Source organism: Paenibacillus radicibacter, from assembly GCF_024721995.1.
Classification (GTDB): Bacteria; Bacillota; Bacilli; order Paenibacillales; family NBRC-103111; genus Paenibacillus_AM; species Paenibacillus_AM radicibacter.
Genome location: NZ_JANQBC010000005.1, coordinates 182,560 through 197,736 on the forward strand (window position 1 = coordinate 182,560; position 15,177 = coordinate 197,736).

The following is a 15,177-nucleotide window of genomic DNA, read 5'->3' on the forward strand; positions in this document are numbered from 1 at the left end:
AGATCGTGATGCTGCTGAAGTTGAGATTGAGTATAAGGTAGGAAAATCATGGTCTGATGAAGGAATGGTTTGTTTACCCGCTGGAGAATTTCTTATGGGAACGAATGATCACGAAGGCTTTGCGTCGGATGGAGAAGGACCTGTTCGAGCGGTTCAGGTAAGTTCGTATTACATAGATGCTTGTGCGGTAAGCAATAGGAAGTATGTGGAATTTGTACAAGAGACAGGTTATGTGACAGAGGCAGAGATGTTTGGATGGTCGTATGTGTTTCATCTGTTCGTGTCAGCGAAATCTGCTCCATACGTGAAACAAGTTCCGCAGGAAACACCGTGGTGGCATGTGGTGGAAGGAGCATACTGGCGTTGCCCAGAAGGGATAGACTCGAGCATAGAAGATCGGATGAATCATCCTGTTGTTCATGTGACTTGGAATGACGCGAATGCGTACTGCAAATGGGCAGGCAAGCAGCTTCCAACCGAAGTGCAGTGGGAATATGCGGCTAGAGGTGGGCTTGTCCAGCGGCGTTATCCGTGGGGAGATGAATTGAAACAAGGTGGCGAGCATCATTGCAACATCTGGCAGGGGAAGTTTCCGATTAAAGATCATGCAAGTGATGGATATTCGGGTACAGCACCTGTTCATGCTTATAAGCCGAATGGGTATGGCATCTATAATGCATCAGGGAATGTGTGGGAATGGTGTGCAGACTGGTTTAGTCCAGATTATCACTTGATGGCAGAGTCTCTTGATCCACAAGGGCCACCTAGTGGGCAAGCGCGTTCGATGCGCGGAGGTTCGTATCTGTGTCATAAATCATACTGCAATCGGTATCGCGTAGCAGCACGAAGCAAAAACACACCAGACAGCTCGAGTGGTAACATCGGCTTTCGGTGTGTTAGGAATTGATACGACTATGAAAATCGTTCACGATATCTTCCATCGTAATGACCGCAAGCACGCCTTCCATCACGGCTTGGGCGCGGTGCAAGATGATTTCAAGGACAGACTGAATGTTAGCGCCAATGGGGCAGCTTGGATTCGGACTTTCATGGAATTGGAATAATTCACCTTCTTCTACAACCTCAACTGCGCGGTATACATCAAGCAGCGTGATTTCGGATAAGCTTTTGACTAAGTATGCCCCTCCTGCTCCAGCGCGAACTTGGACGAATCCTGCCTTTTTCAGTAGACTCGTGATGCGGCGAATAACGACAGGGTTCGTATTGACACTTCCTGCGATCCATTCGGATGTCGAAACTATCGATCCTTGTGTGGCAAGCAGCGACAATATGTGCACACCAACGGTAAAACGACTGCTAATTTTCATGGGTCAGACCCCTTTCGCTGGAACCATTATAGTTACAGCATCTTCCTATTGTCAAGCGCTTCGGAAGACGCATGCTAGGTTTGTAGTTTTCGTTTATAATAACTGAATAGAGATATTGGGTTTGATCAAAAAGTTAACGAAGTATAAAAATACACTGGAAGAGCGGAGCGACCGACTTTGAAAGAGTGAAAATACCTTATAATAAATTCAAATTTCACGATTTCACGGAGGCTGGAAGTGTTTTTTATACGGAGTGGGACTTCTTTTTGAGCAGGCTTCAAGGAAAGAGGCAAACATGACTCAGCATGAGCAGCTATATCAGGAAGCGGCACAATTCATCGTTACTTGTTATGAAGAACTAGGCAAGTCCGCGGATCAAGCAGCGCAGCGGCTTGCACAAATAAAAGAGAATATTCATGAAACAGGAACATATAGCCATACATCCGAGGAGCTTGAGCATGGGGCAAAGATGGCGTGGCGCAACAGCAATCGCTGCATTGGCCGCTTGTTCTGGAACTCGCTGCATGTGTTTGACGCACGGGCGTTGACGCAAGAAGCGGAGATGGCACAGGCGATTATTGATCATATTCAGTATGCAACCAATAATGGGAAGATCAGACCTTCGATTACCATTTTCCGACCAGCCGAGCAAGGACAAGAGGTACGAATCTGGAACAATCAATTGGTTCGATTTGCAGGATATAGGACGGAACATGGTGTTGTTGGTGACCCGATTTCACTTGAATTTACTTCTGTGTGTGAGAACTTAGGCTGGAAGGGTGCAGGAACGGACTATGATGTGTTGCCACTAGTGATCAGCATGGGTCAGGAGTCACCTAAGTGGTTCTCAATTCCTGAGAATGTTGTGCTTCGTGTTCCGATTGAGCACCCCGAATATGAATGGTTTGAGGACTTGAACTTGCAGTGGTACGCGGTGCCTTTTGTATCGGACATGTGTATGGAGATTGGCGGTATTCGCTATACGGCTGCTCCGTTTAATGGCTGGTACATGGAGACAGAGATTGGTGCACGCAATTTTGCAGACGAACAGCGGTACAACATGTTGCCTAAAGTCGCTGAGCGGATGAATTTGAACATGTCTACGAATACATCACTGTGGAAAGACAAAGCGCTCGTTGAGCTGAATATTGCAGTACTCCATTCTTACAAAAAAGCAGGGGTCAGCATCGTCGATCACCATACAGCTGCTGATCAGTTTCAGCGCTTCGAGCAAGCGGAAGAGGCGAAGGGTCGCGAGCTAACCGGAGATTGGACATGGCTCATTCCACCTGTGTCACCTGCGACGACGCATATTTTCCATAGCCATTATAACAACGCACTTGTGAAGCCGAATTACTTGAAGCAGGACGTGCCGTATGAAGCCATCGGGCTAGAGAAAGTGGATGAGAAGTCAGGGGATGGTGGCCTAATCCCAATGAAGTGTCCGGTTCATCATTAACATTATGGGGTTATGAGTAGAGGGGGAATCAGGATGACGACAAACAAAGAGAAACATGAGCTAGAGCTTGCGATGTTTGCAGGAGGCTGCTTCTGGTGTATGGTGACGCCATTTGAACAGTTGCCGGGTATTGGTGGAATTGTATCGGGGTATGCGGGTGGTCATTTGGAGAATCCGACATACAAGGAAGTAAAGATGGGTACGACAGGACATGCAGAGGTTGTGCAGATTTCATTCGATCCAGAAGTATTTCCATATGAGAAATTGTTAGAGCTGTTCTGGCAGCAGATTGACCCGACAGATAGCGGTGGGCAGTTCCAAGATCGCGGCAGTCAGTATCGCACAGGCATCTATTACTACAACGAGAAGCAGCGCGAGCTAGCAGAAGCATCGAAGGTAGCGCTTGCGGTAAGCGGTCGATTTGATAAGCCGATTGTGACGGAGATAGAGGCGGCAGGAGTCTTCTATCTAGCGGAAGATTATCATCAAGATTATCACAAGAAGAATCCCGAGCATTATAAAGAAGATCGGAAGCAGTCTGGTCGAGATGAATTTATCGAGACGAAATGGACGAAATAAGCATATAGAGCGTAGGAAAAAAGTCTTTGGCGGTACTTGTCGCGAAAGGCTTTTATTTTTGATTTTGGAAAATAGATTGACAACAAAGTTTAGTTGTAACTATAATGGTTACATAAAGAGCGGTAGTCATGACTAGTAAGTTAAGCTAGTCTTACTAGAGGAGAATCTGCATTTTTTTTAATTATGATGTAACTTTAGTGGTTACAACAAATATTTTATAAAACACATTATTGGAGGTTATTGTCATGAAAATGGGTGTTATTGGAGCAACAGGTAAAGCGGGTAGCGTTATTGTACAAGAAGCAATCGCGAGAGGTTACGAAGTGACCGCAATTGTGCGTAACGCAGCGAAGTTAGGTGAAACATCCGCGGCTGTATTGGAAAAGGATATCTTCGATCTTCGCACGGAAGATCTTCAAGGATTTGACGTTGTGGTTAATGCGTTCGGTGCAGCGCCAGGTCAAGAACATCTGCATGTGGAAGCAGGTCGTGTCTTGATTGAAGCATTAAAAGGTACAGAGGTAAGATTAATCGTTGTAGGTGGAGCGGGCAGTTTGTATGTAGATGAAGCGCAAACAGTACGTGTAATGGATACACCAGAATTCCCAGCTATTTATTTGCCAACAGCAACGAACCAAGGATTAAATCTTGCAGATTTGCAAAGTTCAACAGACTTGAATTGGACGTTTATTAGTCCAGCAGCTTTCTTCAACCCAGAGGGCGTAAGAACAGGCTCATATACGCTTGGTCAGGATAACTTGATCGTGAACAGCAAGGGTGACAGCTATGTGAGCTACGCGGATTACGCAATTGCATTGGTGGATGAGATCGAGAAACCGAAACATGTGAATACACGCTTTACAGTTGTGTCTGAGGCGGAGTAAGAGCGGACGGTAAATGATTATGATATTTTTAAATTAATGAAAAGAGCTGGTCGTCCCTGAGTGGACTTCCAGCTCTTTTTGCTATGTGAAGAGTTAGTATTCGATTTATTAGACGTTAAGATGATTTCCTTTACGATGACGCAACTTGTAAATGAGTGTAGCGATGAGTAGAGAAGGTGTGTTAAGGATATTGCCTTGCACAGAGAAGTGCGCTTGTTCGGATTCGAATGACATTTTCTCATACATTTCATTTTGTGAGGAATAAGCTGCTTGTTTCTTCTTAACCTCGCTAATGTAGCTATACATGAGTGGGACCATACCAATGACGTACGCGGCGAGAATTCCGATGACGATGTAGAATACAACTGTTTCGGACATGTGATTGCCTCCTATGCTGTGTTGGATATGCTTGTCTATATTTATACGTTAAAAATAGGGTTTGGTTTCTACATCTAAGAAATGAATCTGTGTTAATTGAAAAATAAAAATTATTTGACTTTAATAACTTTTTCTATTTATAATACATAATATACATAAAAGTTTAATAAGTATTAATAATAAGAATAATTAAACCTAAGGAGGAATTAACAAATGAATACACATACAAACCAAGTCGTGATGATTACAGGAGCATCCAAAGGATTAGGTAGAGCACTCGCACTCGCATTTGCAAAAGGTGGGGCGAGACTTGCGATTTGTGCACGTGGTGATGAAGCGCTGCAGCAGGTAGCTGCGGAAATCAAACAATTAGGTGCTGAAGTTGTTGCGATTCGCGGCGATGCGGCAAATCAAAGTGATATTGAGCGATTTGTAGCGCTGGTTGAAGCTCATTATGGACATATTGATGTGCTCATTAACAATGCTTCGATCATCGGCCCAAGCCCAATTCCATACTTGTTGGATTATCCGGAGGAAGATTTTGCAGAAGTCATTCGTGTGAATACGATCGGACCTTTCCTCATGACGAAACGGGTATTGCCAGGCATGTTGCAGCGCCGCAAGGGATCGGTTATTAACGTCACTTCGGAAGCGGGGAACACAGGATACGCAGGTTGGGGTGCTTACGGAATTTCTAAATTCGGGATTGAAGGGATGACGCAGACGTTCGCGGATGAGGTAGGGGAAGCGGGAGTGCGTGTGAATATGGTTGACCCGACGGAGATGAATACACAGATGCATAAACTTGCTGTTCCCGATTGTGATTATGAGCTTGCGGAGCCAGAAGATGTAGTCGATGTGTTCTTGTACCTAGCATCAGATGAGTCGAGTACAGTCAATGGTCAACGTTTCGTCGCAAGTCAATTTCTTGAAGAAAGAGGGCGTTAGCCGTGGGAGCAGCGAATGTATCGTTTCACTTGCCTAATGAATTAAATGCAACAGCACCCGCTGAGCGACGTGGACTTCGCCGGGATCATGTTAGATTAATGGTGCTAGACCGGCATACCGGGCATCGCATGCACACCAAGTTCAACGATTTTGATCAATATTTGCAAAAAGGAGACCTCCTCGTGCTCAACTCAAGCCGCACGGTTCCTGCAGTGTTCCAAGTGAAGCGCTGGTCGCCTGAGGGGCAAGTGCAAGAGCAGGAGCAGCTTGAAGTGCGACTTGCAAGAAGAGTGAATGATCAGGTGTGGGATGCATTAGTCATAGATGAGCAGACGGTACGGCTGGGGAAACAGATTGCGTCGGATTACTTGAGCGACGAACACTTTGCGCATGATGCAGATGCAATCGATACTTTCATGAAGCTGGGGGTAGGAGAGAAACTTCTGTTCTCTGATGAGCTCACGGCAACTATTGTCCGTGCACATCCAAGCAAACCTTTATATACATTGAAATTTAACCATAAAGGCACCGTTCTTAATGATTACCTTTACCGCCTTGGACAGCCGATTCGCTATGAGTATATTACCGAGCCTTGGGAAATGAACTATTACCAGACGGTGTTCGCAACGGCACCTGGTTCTGTTGAAATGCCATCAGCGGGTCGAGCTTTTAGTTGGGAATTGCTATTCCGCTTGCAAAAGAAAGGCGTCAAGCTCGCCTACATTCAGCTGCACACAGGCCTTACTTACCTGCTCAACGATAAGTGGAGTTTATCGCCAGAGGAAAATTATGAACACTACACCATTCCGCAAGAAACGGTGGATCTCATTGGGCAAACGAAGGCAGAGGGTGGGCGTGTTATCGCGGTAGGTACAACAACGGTCAGATGTTTAGAAACAGCGCTAAATGAGAAGTTACAGAGGGCGACTGCTCAATCTGGCTGGACCCATCTTCATATTCGTTCGGACTTTCCTCTTCGAGTTGCTGATGGACTTTTAACAGGATTTCATGAACCAGAAGCAAGCCACTTGGATTTGTTATCTGCATTCATTCGTGAAGATTGGCTGCAAGATGCTTACTACGAAGCGGTGGATCAGCGTTATCTATGGCATGAATTCGGTGATATGAATTTGATCCTATAAGGAGAACCTTATGCAATTCCATCATGCATCAATTGAAGTGTCGGATCTGGATCGATCGATTGCTTTTTACAAAGAAATACTTGGATTTATTGTGGAAACTCAGCTAGTGGCCATGGGAGAGCGAATTGCATTTCTAACATTAGAAGAATTTCGATTAGAGCTTGTACAACCTTTAATTGACGAGACGATTCAACATCGGTCAAGTCATCTGGCGTTTCGTATACAGGATTTGCGAGAACATATCGATTTACTGCGTGATCAGCATATAACGCCTGTTGAAGGACCATATGACTTGGAGAATGGTTGGCGAATCGCATTTTACGAAGGACCAGATGGGGAAAAGTTGGAGTTTGTTGAACTTTGTTGAAGTGAAATATGTTTAAAGAGCCTGTCTATGTGGATAAATTTCCATGTTGAGAGGCTTTTTATTTATGTTGCAAGCCTAAGTGTCATATAATAGAGTAATCTGGTCAATTAAGGATAGGGGGAGCCGAACATGAATAGTTTTTTCGATAAAATTAAACAAGGTGCTAACATCGTCTCAGACAAGGCACAAGTGACAATTGAACTCACCAAAATTTCTACTCAAATTTCGAGCAAGAACAAGGAAGTTGATAAATTATTGCTGCAGATCGGCAGTGAGGCTCATCAAGCATTCCGTGCTAACAATCTGTTGAGCGCTGAGCCGCGTATTGAGGAGATCTCTAAACAAATTGCAGTTATTCAAAGAGATATCGATATTCTGGAAGTGAAAGCCAAAGAGCTTAAGAATGAGAAGGAATGTGTCTGCGGCAAAATTGTAGCGCTCGATACAAGATTTTGTCCCGTATGTGGTAATAAGTTCGACCCGCAAGTGACAGTCGTAGACGCGATTCCAAGTGGAACGCAAACGGTTGATCTTGATAAATAATGAATAGAAATAAAAACCGCAGACTATTTCATGGTCAAGACTCCATTTTGTAGACATTGAAAAAAGACCCTAAGCCGCAAGCTGGCGTCGGTATTGAACCGGCGTCAGCTTCTTTAGTTTACGTTGTGGTCGCTGGTTATGTCCTTCCGTTTTGAGATGCGAGAAGAAGCTCTCCATTGAGGCGTTATCATAACAATTGTCTCTTCTAGACATGCTGATTTGGGCGCCAACCTTTGGCAGCATGTCGTGATAAGCGTGAGACGTGTATTGGAATCCTTGATCGTTGTGAACGATTAAGGATTCCAATACACGTTTTTCGTCTTTTTAAAGGCATTTCGGAATGTCTGAAGTACTAACTCGGTCTTTGTGTTGGAGCTTTTTGGTTTGCTTCGAGACGACCGAATCCGCTTAACGAATGTGGTGGCCGTAGGAAGGGGTTATAGATTGTTCATGTCGATAGTAGAACCAGTTTAATTAATGTTAATATATAACATATATCTTATGGGCAGGAGGCGATATGAGTGGCTTCACTTCATCGCATTCAATGGATTGATGTTGCGATCAGGCGGGGGAAGTTTCCGAATGTGGAAGCGATCCAGACGCAATTTGAAATATCGAGAAGACAAGCGATGCGAGATATTGAATATATGCGAGATTCGCTTGGAGCGCCAATAGCATACTGCTCCAAGAATAAGGGTTACTATTACGAAGATGAGACGTTTGTCGTTCCGAGTCCGCAGATTACGGAAAGCGAACAGGATATATTGTCATACTTGGCTGCCCATTATGATGTGCTTGCGAAGCATAGTAGTCGTACGGAGGGTACTTTCGCTGGGATAGCTGCGCTCTTAACGCGAATTGCGGGTAAGCAGCCAGGCGTGTCCCTTTTACAAATAAAACAAGTACAAAGGGAGGGTTTAATCCCATTTCAAGCTGTCGTTCGTATAGAGATGCGTAGCTTAGATCTTCAACATAACATTCCTACTTCACTTCGTTCAATTTATCGTGGACAGAAGGGTGAGAGTGCGATGGTGTTCGAATATTACGACTCGCACGAATTCATCCCAGCACTGCTTGCATCGGGACTACCCTTTGTCATTGAGCAGCCGAAATGGCTCAAGTCGAAGTTCATTCAGCATTTAGATCAGATGAAACAATTACATTACGGTTGATCGGTTTAGAAATTATAAAGCAACATACCCCATGACACGATATGGCACACCCCTCGTGCTATATTGAGAAAAATAGCTTTTTACAATTCATGGAGGTAATGGTTATGACACAAGAAAGATATGCTTCAAGTGGATCGTTTACAAGATTCAGCATATGGTTGACTTGTTTAGGGTCAATTCATTTTGTGTTAAGTGCTGGTAAATGGAGGTGATTAAAATGACTCATGTAACGTACTCATCTGGTGAAACATCTGCAAGATTAAGCCCCTGCTGGCTAACTTATTTAGGCTCAATTCATGGTGTTCTAAATGCTGCAAAATTAACGGATCTCTCGTACTCCGAAATGGCAGGAATGACGGGTATGGCGTTTCATTTTATCATACATAAGAATTGCGATGTTGCTTCTCCGACGGTGTATGATTGGGTAGGACGTCACATGAATGCTCTGGAGCGAATTGGTGTATTATCTGAGGTGTATCACTATGAGCCATGGGCGAAGACGTATGAAGCAGCTCGCGCGCGTGCAGAGGTGCACATTAAACAATCGATTGATCGCGGTATTGGCGTTATTGCATGGGCGATCGATATGGGCGAATTCGGCATTATTTATGGTTATGATGATGAAGATGGCGTTTATCTGGTCGATGGTGTGGAGAAGTTCATGCGTCCGCTTGGAAGCGACCCGATGCTATATGACAATCTAGCGAAGAAGTTCCCACCAGCGCCGTTCCTCCATTACCAAATCCCGATTGCAAGTGTCGACTATGATCGCAAGCAGGTGTACCGTGATTCCTTGCAGTTCTATGTGGATGAAATGGAGAAAGATGCGCATTTGCCATCTGATTTCCAAACTGGCTTCAAGGCATACGACAACTGGATTCAGTCACTGACAGAAGGTACTTATCAGGCATTTGGATTGCGATATATGGTGTCGGTTTACAGCGAACTTAAGACGTGCGCAGCATCGTACACGCGTAAATTGGCAGAGACATGGCAAGAATGCAATGGTATTAGAGAAGTTGCGGATCGATTCGAAGCGTTGTCGGGCATTTATCGCGTTATTGAGCAAGAAGTGCTGGAGCAGACCTACAGTGATAATCAACATCTGGGTAAGCCGGTATCAAAGTCGCAAGCCGAGCAATTGATTCCACTTGTGGAGCGGGCAAAGGCACTTGAAGTAGAAACTGTCCAGCTCGTTAAACAAGCGCTTGCTCATTCATAATAAAATTTATATATAGTTGAAATATAGGAATGGATCGAGTTCAGAGTTTCTCTGATACCTCGGTCCTTCTTTTTTTAACATAATAGACTTGGCTCACCACTTATGCGCCTATACAATACAATGCCCCATAGTCCCTGTTGCATAATTTGGCACTATAAAGGGTACATTTACCAAGAAGCATAGAAGAGACAAAGGGAGGGAGCACTTGCACATGCGCGGGGCGAATCATCAAATATCGAGCTTTCAGGCTATATGCATCATTCTCATCTCAGCAGGCTTATTAAATCATGTCATTGTACTTCCTTTAGTATTGAAGATGGCGGGCAGGGATGGGTGGATGAGTGTTATTATTGCGCTGCTCGCATGCCTGCTGTGGATTCCTTTGGTCTACGGAACGATGAAAAGAAAAGGAAATATGCACTTTTTCGAGTGGTTGCACAGTAAACTCGGGACTATCCTGTCGTGGATTGTTGTAGGCATAATTTGCATTTATATATTTTCTGTTGCTTGGATTACCGTGAAAGATACGACAGAATGGATTGGTATTATATATTTACCGACGACACCTAATTTTGTTATATCTTTGCTTTTAATCATACTTTGCTGCTTATGTGCGTTAATGGGAATTCGCTCTATTGCGATTTCAGCAGGTGTTTTACTTCCGATCGTCATCTTGCTCGGTTATTTCGTGATGTCCGCTAACTTCGAGTACAAGGATTACTCCATGATGCTGCCTATGCTGGAGAATGGGTATGCGCCTATTGTGAAGGGGGCTGTATTTATTTCCGGTGGTTTAGTCGAGATCATCATGCTCCTGTTCATGCAGCACCGCATACATACCTCATTGCGCATGCGTTCACTCGTTATTTTAGTCGTACTGCTTGCTGGATTAACAGTAGGTCCTTTAATGGGTTCGATAGCTAGTTTTGGACCATTTGAATCCGCGTTGCAGCGCTACCCGGCATTTGAACAATGGAGACTTGTCAAAATTGGAAAATCCATTGAACATATAGATTTTCTTTCGTTATACCAATGGATTGCAGGAACATTCATTCGGGTTTCTCTGGCCCTATTCTTGATCTATGATTTACTGCCTTTTTCTAATTCCAACGTTAGAAAAGGTGTCTGCATCGGCACGAGTCTTCTTCTCTTGTTGCTTGTTAGTATGCATTTTAGCGATACACGATTTATTCAAATACTTGCAGGCTGGTATTATCCGCTCATTGTCCCTCTGATCGTGGTCATCTCGATTGGTTTATGGATGACTGCAAGAATAAAGAAGAAAACCATGCAAGAAAGGACTCGGTGAGTGATGACTCAAGCTCTGCATCATTTAGATCCACTAAACGCAGTAAATCCGGAAAACTTACGGGCTTTTATCTCCAATTGTGCGGATGTCAAAATGCAATCCTATAAGCTTGGCAGCTCGGTTGATCCTGCGCAAGTCATTCTTCTCTATTGTGAGGGACAAGTGGATGGCAGGCAGTTGAATCAGTTTGTACTTCCGAAGCTGGAAGAGATGTTCACTAGACTAACTGCGAGCAATGAGCTGGATTTGAATACACTTATGCCATTACAAAGAATTTCGCATGAACAGAACGTTGATGAACTCATGAGTGCGTTGTTCTCCGGACAGTTGATCATCTACTTGGTTGACGGCAGCGACTTTTACACGTTGGATATTGCCGCTCCACCTCATCGTCAGCCGAGTGAATCCAATACAGATGTGTCGTTAAAAGGACCTAAAGATGGTTTTACAGAAGAAATCACAACAAATATTGCTTTGATTCGCAAGCGAATTCAAAGTCAATCTCTAAGCAATGAATCATTCGTAATCGGTCGTCGTTCTCAAACCAAAGTCGCCTTATTGTATATGAAAGATATCGTGAATCCAGATATGTTAAATGAGATGCGGACAAGATTAAAGAAAATCGATATGGACTTCTTATTAAGTACGGATCAGTTGGAAGAGGCATTGGGCGATTCGACGTATTCTTTATTTCCGCTGCTTGATTATATTGGTCGGCCGGATTATGTCGTTGAAAGTTTAATGAATGGCCGCATGTGCATCATCATTAATGGTTGTCCAATGGTGGTTCTTGGGCCGGCTAATTTGACTTACTTGTTAAAGAGTCCGGAAGATATTCATTTTCCGTATTTTTTTGTGTTTTTTGAACGGATTTTGCGATTAATTGGGCTTTTCGTAGCGATATTCATGCCCGGGTTCTGGGTGTCAGTTGTGTCGTATAATGTAGACCAGATTCCGTTTCCACTACTTGCAACTGTTGCTAATTCCAGATTAGGTCTGCCTATGCCGGCACCGCTTGAAATGTGTCTATTGCTGCTCTTATTTGAATTATTTCGAGAGGCAGGCGCGCGATTGCCTAAAGCCATTGGACAGACGGTTGCTGTGGTCGGCGGATTAATAGTTGGAGATGCTACGATCCGAGCAGGTCTAAGTTCACCATCAACCTTAGTAGCAGCAGCGGTAACAGCCGTCTGCACGTTTACATTAGTGAATCAATCGATAAGTGGTACTGTAAGTATCGTGCGGATAGTCGTTCTTGCCCTGAGTTCCGTGTTTGGCTTATATGGCTTCTTTATCGCTTTGCTTGCAATCACTCTTTATTTATCGACATTGGAATCGTTTGGCGTACCGTATTTGTCTCCGATTTCTCCGCCTGTATTCAAAGATATGATCGCTGCCCTGTTTAAGAAAACGGATAAGAACAAGCAGCGGCCAGAGATGCTGAATTTACAGGATCAGACTCGCAGTGGGGAGGAGTCATCATGAGTATTAGGTTTATTGGTTTTTTACTCAGCATATGCATGTGTTTGTCGTTAACAGGCTGCTGGGACATCAAAGATATTCAAGACTCCAACTATTTAACCGCACTTGGGATCGATTATGCCGATTCAAAATACATCGTGTATGCACAAGCTTTGAATTTCTCCAATGTGGCAAAGCAAGAAGGCGGTAAGCCCAGAGGAGGGGCACCTATATGGGTAGTGCGGGGGCAAGGGAGCACAGTCTACACCGCTATCAATTCCATGTATAAGGCGATGCATCTTCAACCCATATGGGATCACGTTACGGCAATCGTATTTACGAAGCAGGCACTGGAACAGGACGTATGGAAGCAGATGGATGCTTTTCTTCGCTATCATGAGATCCGGTATACTCCATGGGTATTTGGTACACAAGTTGCAGTGGATCAATTGTTCACGATTAAAGCACTGTTTAGTGTTTCACCTAAAACCGTAGTCCTGCACAATCCAACAACGATCTATAAACAAATATCGCAGATCCCTCCACTTAAATTGCAAAAATACATGATGCGAATCGAAGAGCCAGGGATGACGCTGCTGCTGCCGTCGCTGACTATCAACGATGAAGTGTGGGAGGTGGATAATAAACCTAGCAAGCAATATCAATTAACGGGAGCGTTCGCTGTATATAACAAGAGGATGCAGGCTTTTTTTCAGGATAAAGATTTGATGGGCTACCGTTGGATCGCCAAAGAAACGGCTCAGACTCCCTTGCTTCTGACTAGTGAGCATGGAACAGAAGCATCTATTTATATGAAGCATACCAAGGCGCGAATCCAAGTTGAAGTAAAAGATCGCCATATTCATGCTCGGATTACGGTAAAAGTAACCGGAATCATCTACGAGAATACAGTAAATCTGATTGAGGAAGAACTAATCGCACATGCAGAAGAAGAAATAACCAAACAGATTAAAGAAACCTATGAGCAAGCTTTTAAGAAAGGTGTGGATATTTATTCTTTGAAACACCATGTCTATCGATATCAGAATTCTTTATGGAAGCAAGCAAATCAAGGGAAGGATCTAGAGCTGGACAGTTCACTTGAAGATGTGCAAGTAAAAGTCCAGATCGATAACGCAGAAATGGCACGGCCAAGGGAAGAACTTAGCAAGACCATTCTTTAATTTACCTAAGAGCATTCAGCATCGTAAGATGTTGGTGCTCTTTTTTTAATCTTGCGGACTTGGTTCACGACTACTTGAATAGGATGGTATAAATGCCTATTTACGACTGACGTATGGGTGCGATTCATGTTAAGGGAGGGGTTCATTTGAATTGGAAAAAAGGTTCTTTCTACGCGGCGCTATTGCTTCTCGTTATGATTATCTTGCCTGCCTGTTCAAGTAGTGGTGGGAAAGAGAAGCTTGTCATCTATACCGCGCGGGATAACAATGTGACCGATGTAGTCATGCCAAAGTTCAAGGAAAAATACCCGAACATCGAAGTCGAGATCATGATGATGGGCGCACAGCAAATCCTAGAGCGGGTACGCGGGGAAAAAGCGAATCCAGGCGGGGATTTCTGGTGGGGAGGTACGCAGTCTGCGTTCATGACTGCTGCAAATGAGAATCTACTAGAGAGTATAAAACCAAGCTTTGGCGATAAAGTGCCAGCCCAATATAAGGACGCACGAGACCGCTGGTATGGGGAAATGCTCCTGCCGGAAGTCATTATGTACAATACGGATCTGATCCCGAATAAAGCGGATGCACCACAAGATTGGGACGATGTCTTAGATCCGAAATACAAGGATAAGATTATCATTCGTGATGTACTCGCCTCAGGTACGATGCGCACGATCTACTCCGCGATGATCTACCGTCAAGGTCCAGATAATCCGCAAAAAGGTTACGATTGGCTCATGAAACTCGACGCTAACACCAAGGAGTATGCCGCTGATCCGACCCAAATGCAGCTGAAGCTTGCGCGTCAGGAAGGGCTATTCACACTTTGGAACTTGCAAGATGTCATGCTTCAGAAAGTAAATCTCAAACAGCCATTTGACTTTATTTATCCAAAAAGCGGTGCCCCAATTCTCGTCGATGGCGTAGGAGTCATTAAAGACGCGAAGAACAAAGATGCTGCTGTGAAGTTCTATAACTTCCTCTTCGAACCTGCACTTCGCGCGGAGATGGCGGAGAAGCTGTTCCAGATTCCAACTCGTGATGACATCAGCAAAGACACATTACCTGCTTGGCTCAAAGGCTTGGAGCTGAAGCCACTTGAACTGGATTGGAATGTGATGAGCACCAAGGAGAAGGAATGGATGACTTACTGGAGTGAGAAAATCAAGGGTAAGGGTAAAAAATAATAATTCCAGAGTGT

Annotated in this window: 16 protein-coding genes; 14 read left to right on the plus strand and 2 right to left on the minus strand. The window is 44.2% G+C overall.

The window, feature by feature from the left end; genetic code table 11:
- Positions 1–64: 64 nt before the first annotated feature.
- Entirely contained in the window at positions 65–907 is an 843-nt protein-coding gene (locus NV379_RS12595; RefSeq protein ID WP_258207812.1) for a formylglycine-generating enzyme family protein, read from the plus strand.
- On the opposite strand, the gene NV379_RS12600 is transcribed toward NV379_RS12595, so the two are convergent.
- The gene (locus tag NV379_RS12600) at positions 897–1,328 is read right to left on the minus strand and encodes an Rrf2 family transcriptional regulator (RefSeq protein ID WP_258207667.1); all 432 of its coding nucleotides are present in this window, start codon (positions 1,326–1,328) and stop codon (positions 897–899) included. The genes NV379_RS12595 and NV379_RS12600 overlap by 11 nt on opposite strands.
- 295 nt (positions 1,329–1,623) lie before the next feature.
- On the opposite strand from NV379_RS12600, the gene NV379_RS12605 reads away from it, so the two are divergent.
- From NV379_RS12605 to NV379_RS12615, 3 genes are all read left to right on the plus strand, one after another.
- Complete coding sequence (locus NV379_RS12605) at positions 1,624–2,787, plus strand: nitric oxide synthase oxygenase (protein WP_258207668.1); 1,164 nt, start codon at positions 1,624–1,626, stop codon at positions 2,785–2,787.
- A 33-nt stretch (positions 2,788–2,820) separates the two neighbouring features.
- Positions 2,821–3,366 (plus strand): peptide-methionine (S)-S-oxide reductase MsrA, encoded by a 546-nt coding sequence (msrA, locus tag NV379_RS12610; RefSeq protein ID WP_258207669.1) that lies wholly within the window; start codon positions 2,821–2,823, stop codon positions 3,364–3,366.
- A 245-nt stretch (positions 3,367–3,611) separates the two neighbouring features.
- Complete coding sequence (locus tag NV379_RS12615; RefSeq protein WP_258207670.1) at positions 3,612–4,250, plus strand: NAD(P)-dependent oxidoreductase; 639 nt, start codon at positions 3,612–3,614, stop codon at positions 4,248–4,250.
- A gap of 108 nt (positions 4,251–4,358) precedes the next feature.
- On the opposite strand, the gene NV379_RS12620 is transcribed toward NV379_RS12615, so the two are convergent.
- Positions 4,359–4,628, minus strand: a complete 270-nt coding sequence (locus NV379_RS12620; protein ID WP_258207671.1) for a DUF3949 domain-containing protein — start codon at positions 4,626–4,628, stop codon at positions 4,359–4,361.
- Between the two features lie 213 nt (positions 4,629–4,841).
- Here NV379_RS12620 and NV379_RS12625 point away from each other — a divergent pair, with 213 nt between their 5' ends.
- The 10 genes from NV379_RS12625 to NV379_RS12670 all read left to right on the plus strand — a co-directional run bounded on the left by NV379_RS12625 (position 4,842) and on the right by NV379_RS12670 (position 15,163).
- Positions 4,842–5,576 carry an SDR family NAD(P)-dependent oxidoreductase gene (locus NV379_RS12625; protein WP_258207672.1) on the plus strand — a complete coding sequence of 245 codons (735 nt, stop codon included), beginning with the start codon at positions 4,842–4,844 and terminating at the stop codon, positions 5,574–5,576.
- Between the two features lie 2 nt (positions 5,577–5,578).
- Positions 5,579–6,718, plus strand: coding sequence for an S-adenosylmethionine:tRNA ribosyltransferase-isomerase (locus NV379_RS12630; protein ID WP_258207673.1), 1,140 nt, complete (start codon positions 5,579–5,581; stop codon positions 6,716–6,718).
- Positions 6,719–6,728: 10 nt separating this feature from the next.
- On the plus strand, positions 6,729–7,085 hold the full coding sequence (locus tag NV379_RS12635) for a VOC family protein (RefSeq protein ID WP_258207674.1): 357 nt from the start codon (positions 6,729–6,731) through the stop codon (positions 7,083–7,085).
- Positions 7,086–7,214: 129 nt separating this feature from the next.
- The gene (locus NV379_RS12640; RefSeq protein WP_258207675.1) at positions 7,215–7,628 is read left to right on the plus strand and encodes a zinc ribbon domain-containing protein; all 414 of its coding nucleotides are present in this window, start codon (positions 7,215–7,217) and stop codon (positions 7,626–7,628) included.
- Between the two features lie 521 nt (positions 7,629–8,149).
- The gene (locus tag NV379_RS12645; protein WP_258207676.1) at positions 8,150–8,800 is read left to right on the plus strand and encodes a hypothetical protein; all 651 of its coding nucleotides are present in this window, start codon (positions 8,150–8,152) and stop codon (positions 8,798–8,800) included.
- A gap of 217 nt (positions 8,801–9,017) precedes the next feature.
- Complete coding sequence (locus tag NV379_RS12650) at positions 9,018–10,022, plus strand: cysteine peptidase family C39 domain-containing protein (RefSeq protein ID WP_258207677.1); 1,005 nt, start codon at positions 9,018–9,020, stop codon at positions 10,020–10,022.
- A gap of 211 nt (positions 10,023–10,233) precedes the next feature.
- Positions 10,234–11,331: a GerAB/ArcD/ProY family transporter gene (locus tag NV379_RS12655; RefSeq protein WP_258207678.1), complete on the plus strand. Its 1,098-nt coding sequence runs from the start codon at positions 10,234–10,236 to the stop codon at positions 11,329–11,331.
- A 3-nt stretch (positions 11,332–11,334) separates the two neighbouring features.
- Positions 11,335–12,816, plus strand: a complete 1,482-nt coding sequence (locus NV379_RS12660; protein ID WP_258207679.1) for a spore germination protein — start codon at positions 11,335–11,337, stop codon at positions 12,814–12,816.
- The gene (locus tag NV379_RS12665) at positions 12,813–13,976 is read left to right on the plus strand and encodes a Ger(x)C family spore germination protein (protein WP_258207680.1); all 1,164 of its coding nucleotides are present in this window, start codon (positions 12,813–12,815) and stop codon (positions 13,974–13,976) included. The genes NV379_RS12660 and NV379_RS12665 overlap by 4 nt, the downstream gene beginning before the upstream one ends.
- A 194-nt stretch (positions 13,977–14,170) precedes the next feature.
- Complete coding sequence (locus tag NV379_RS12670) at positions 14,171–15,163, plus strand: extracellular solute-binding protein (protein WP_258207813.1); 993 nt, start codon at positions 14,171–14,173, stop codon at positions 15,161–15,163.
- Positions 15,164–15,177: the final 14 nt, after the last annotated feature.

Bases quoted from the DNA above. Each gene is read 5' to 3' on its own strand.
- NV379_RS12650 (WP_258207677.1), top strand. From the start codon at position 9,018: ATGACTCATGTAACGTACTCATCTGGTGAAACATCTGCAAGATTAAGC.
- NV379_RS12620 (WP_258207671.1), bottom strand. From the start codon at position 4,628: ATGTCCGAAACAGTTGTATTCTACATCGTCATCGGAATTCTCGCCGCG.
- NV379_RS12670 (WP_258207813.1), top strand. From the start codon at position 14,171: ATGATTATCTTGCCTGCCTGTTCAAGTAGTGGTGGGAAAGAGAAGCTT.
- NV379_RS12605 (WP_258207668.1), top strand. From the start codon at position 1,624: ATGACTCAGCATGAGCAGCTATATCAGGAAGCGGCACAATTCATCGTT.
- NV379_RS12615 (WP_258207670.1), top strand. From the start codon at position 3,612: ATGAAAATGGGTGTTATTGGAGCAACAGGTAAAGCGGGTAGCGTTATT.
- NV379_RS12660 (WP_258207679.1), top strand. From the start codon at position 11,335: ATGACTCAAGCTCTGCATCATTTAGATCCACTAAACGCAGTAAATCCG.
- NV379_RS12665 (WP_258207680.1), top strand. From the start codon at position 12,813: ATGAGTATTAGGTTTATTGGTTTTTTACTCAGCATATGCATGTGTTTG.
- NV379_RS12635 (WP_258207674.1), top strand. From the start codon at position 6,729: ATGCAATTCCATCATGCATCAATTGAAGTGTCGGATCTGGATCGATCG.
- NV379_RS12625 (WP_258207672.1), top strand. From the start codon at position 4,842: ATGAATACACATACAAACCAAGTCGTGATGATTACAGGAGCATCCAAA.
- NV379_RS12640 (WP_258207675.1), top strand. From the start codon at position 7,215: ATGAATAGTTTTTTCGATAAAATTAAACAAGGTGCTAACATCGTCTCA.
- NV379_RS12595 (WP_258207812.1), top strand. From the start codon at position 65: ATGGTTTGTTTACCCGCTGGAGAATTTCTTATGGGAACGAATGATCAC.
- msrA (WP_258207669.1), top strand. From the start codon at position 2,821: ATGACGACAAACAAAGAGAAACATGAGCTAGAGCTTGCGATGTTTGCA.
- NV379_RS12600 (WP_258207667.1), bottom strand. From the start codon at position 1,328: ATGAAAATTAGCAGTCGTTTTACCGTTGGTGTGCACATATTGTCGCTG.
- NV379_RS12655 (WP_258207678.1), top strand. From the start codon at position 10,234: ATGCGCGGGGCGAATCATCAAATATCGAGCTTTCAGGCTATATGCATC.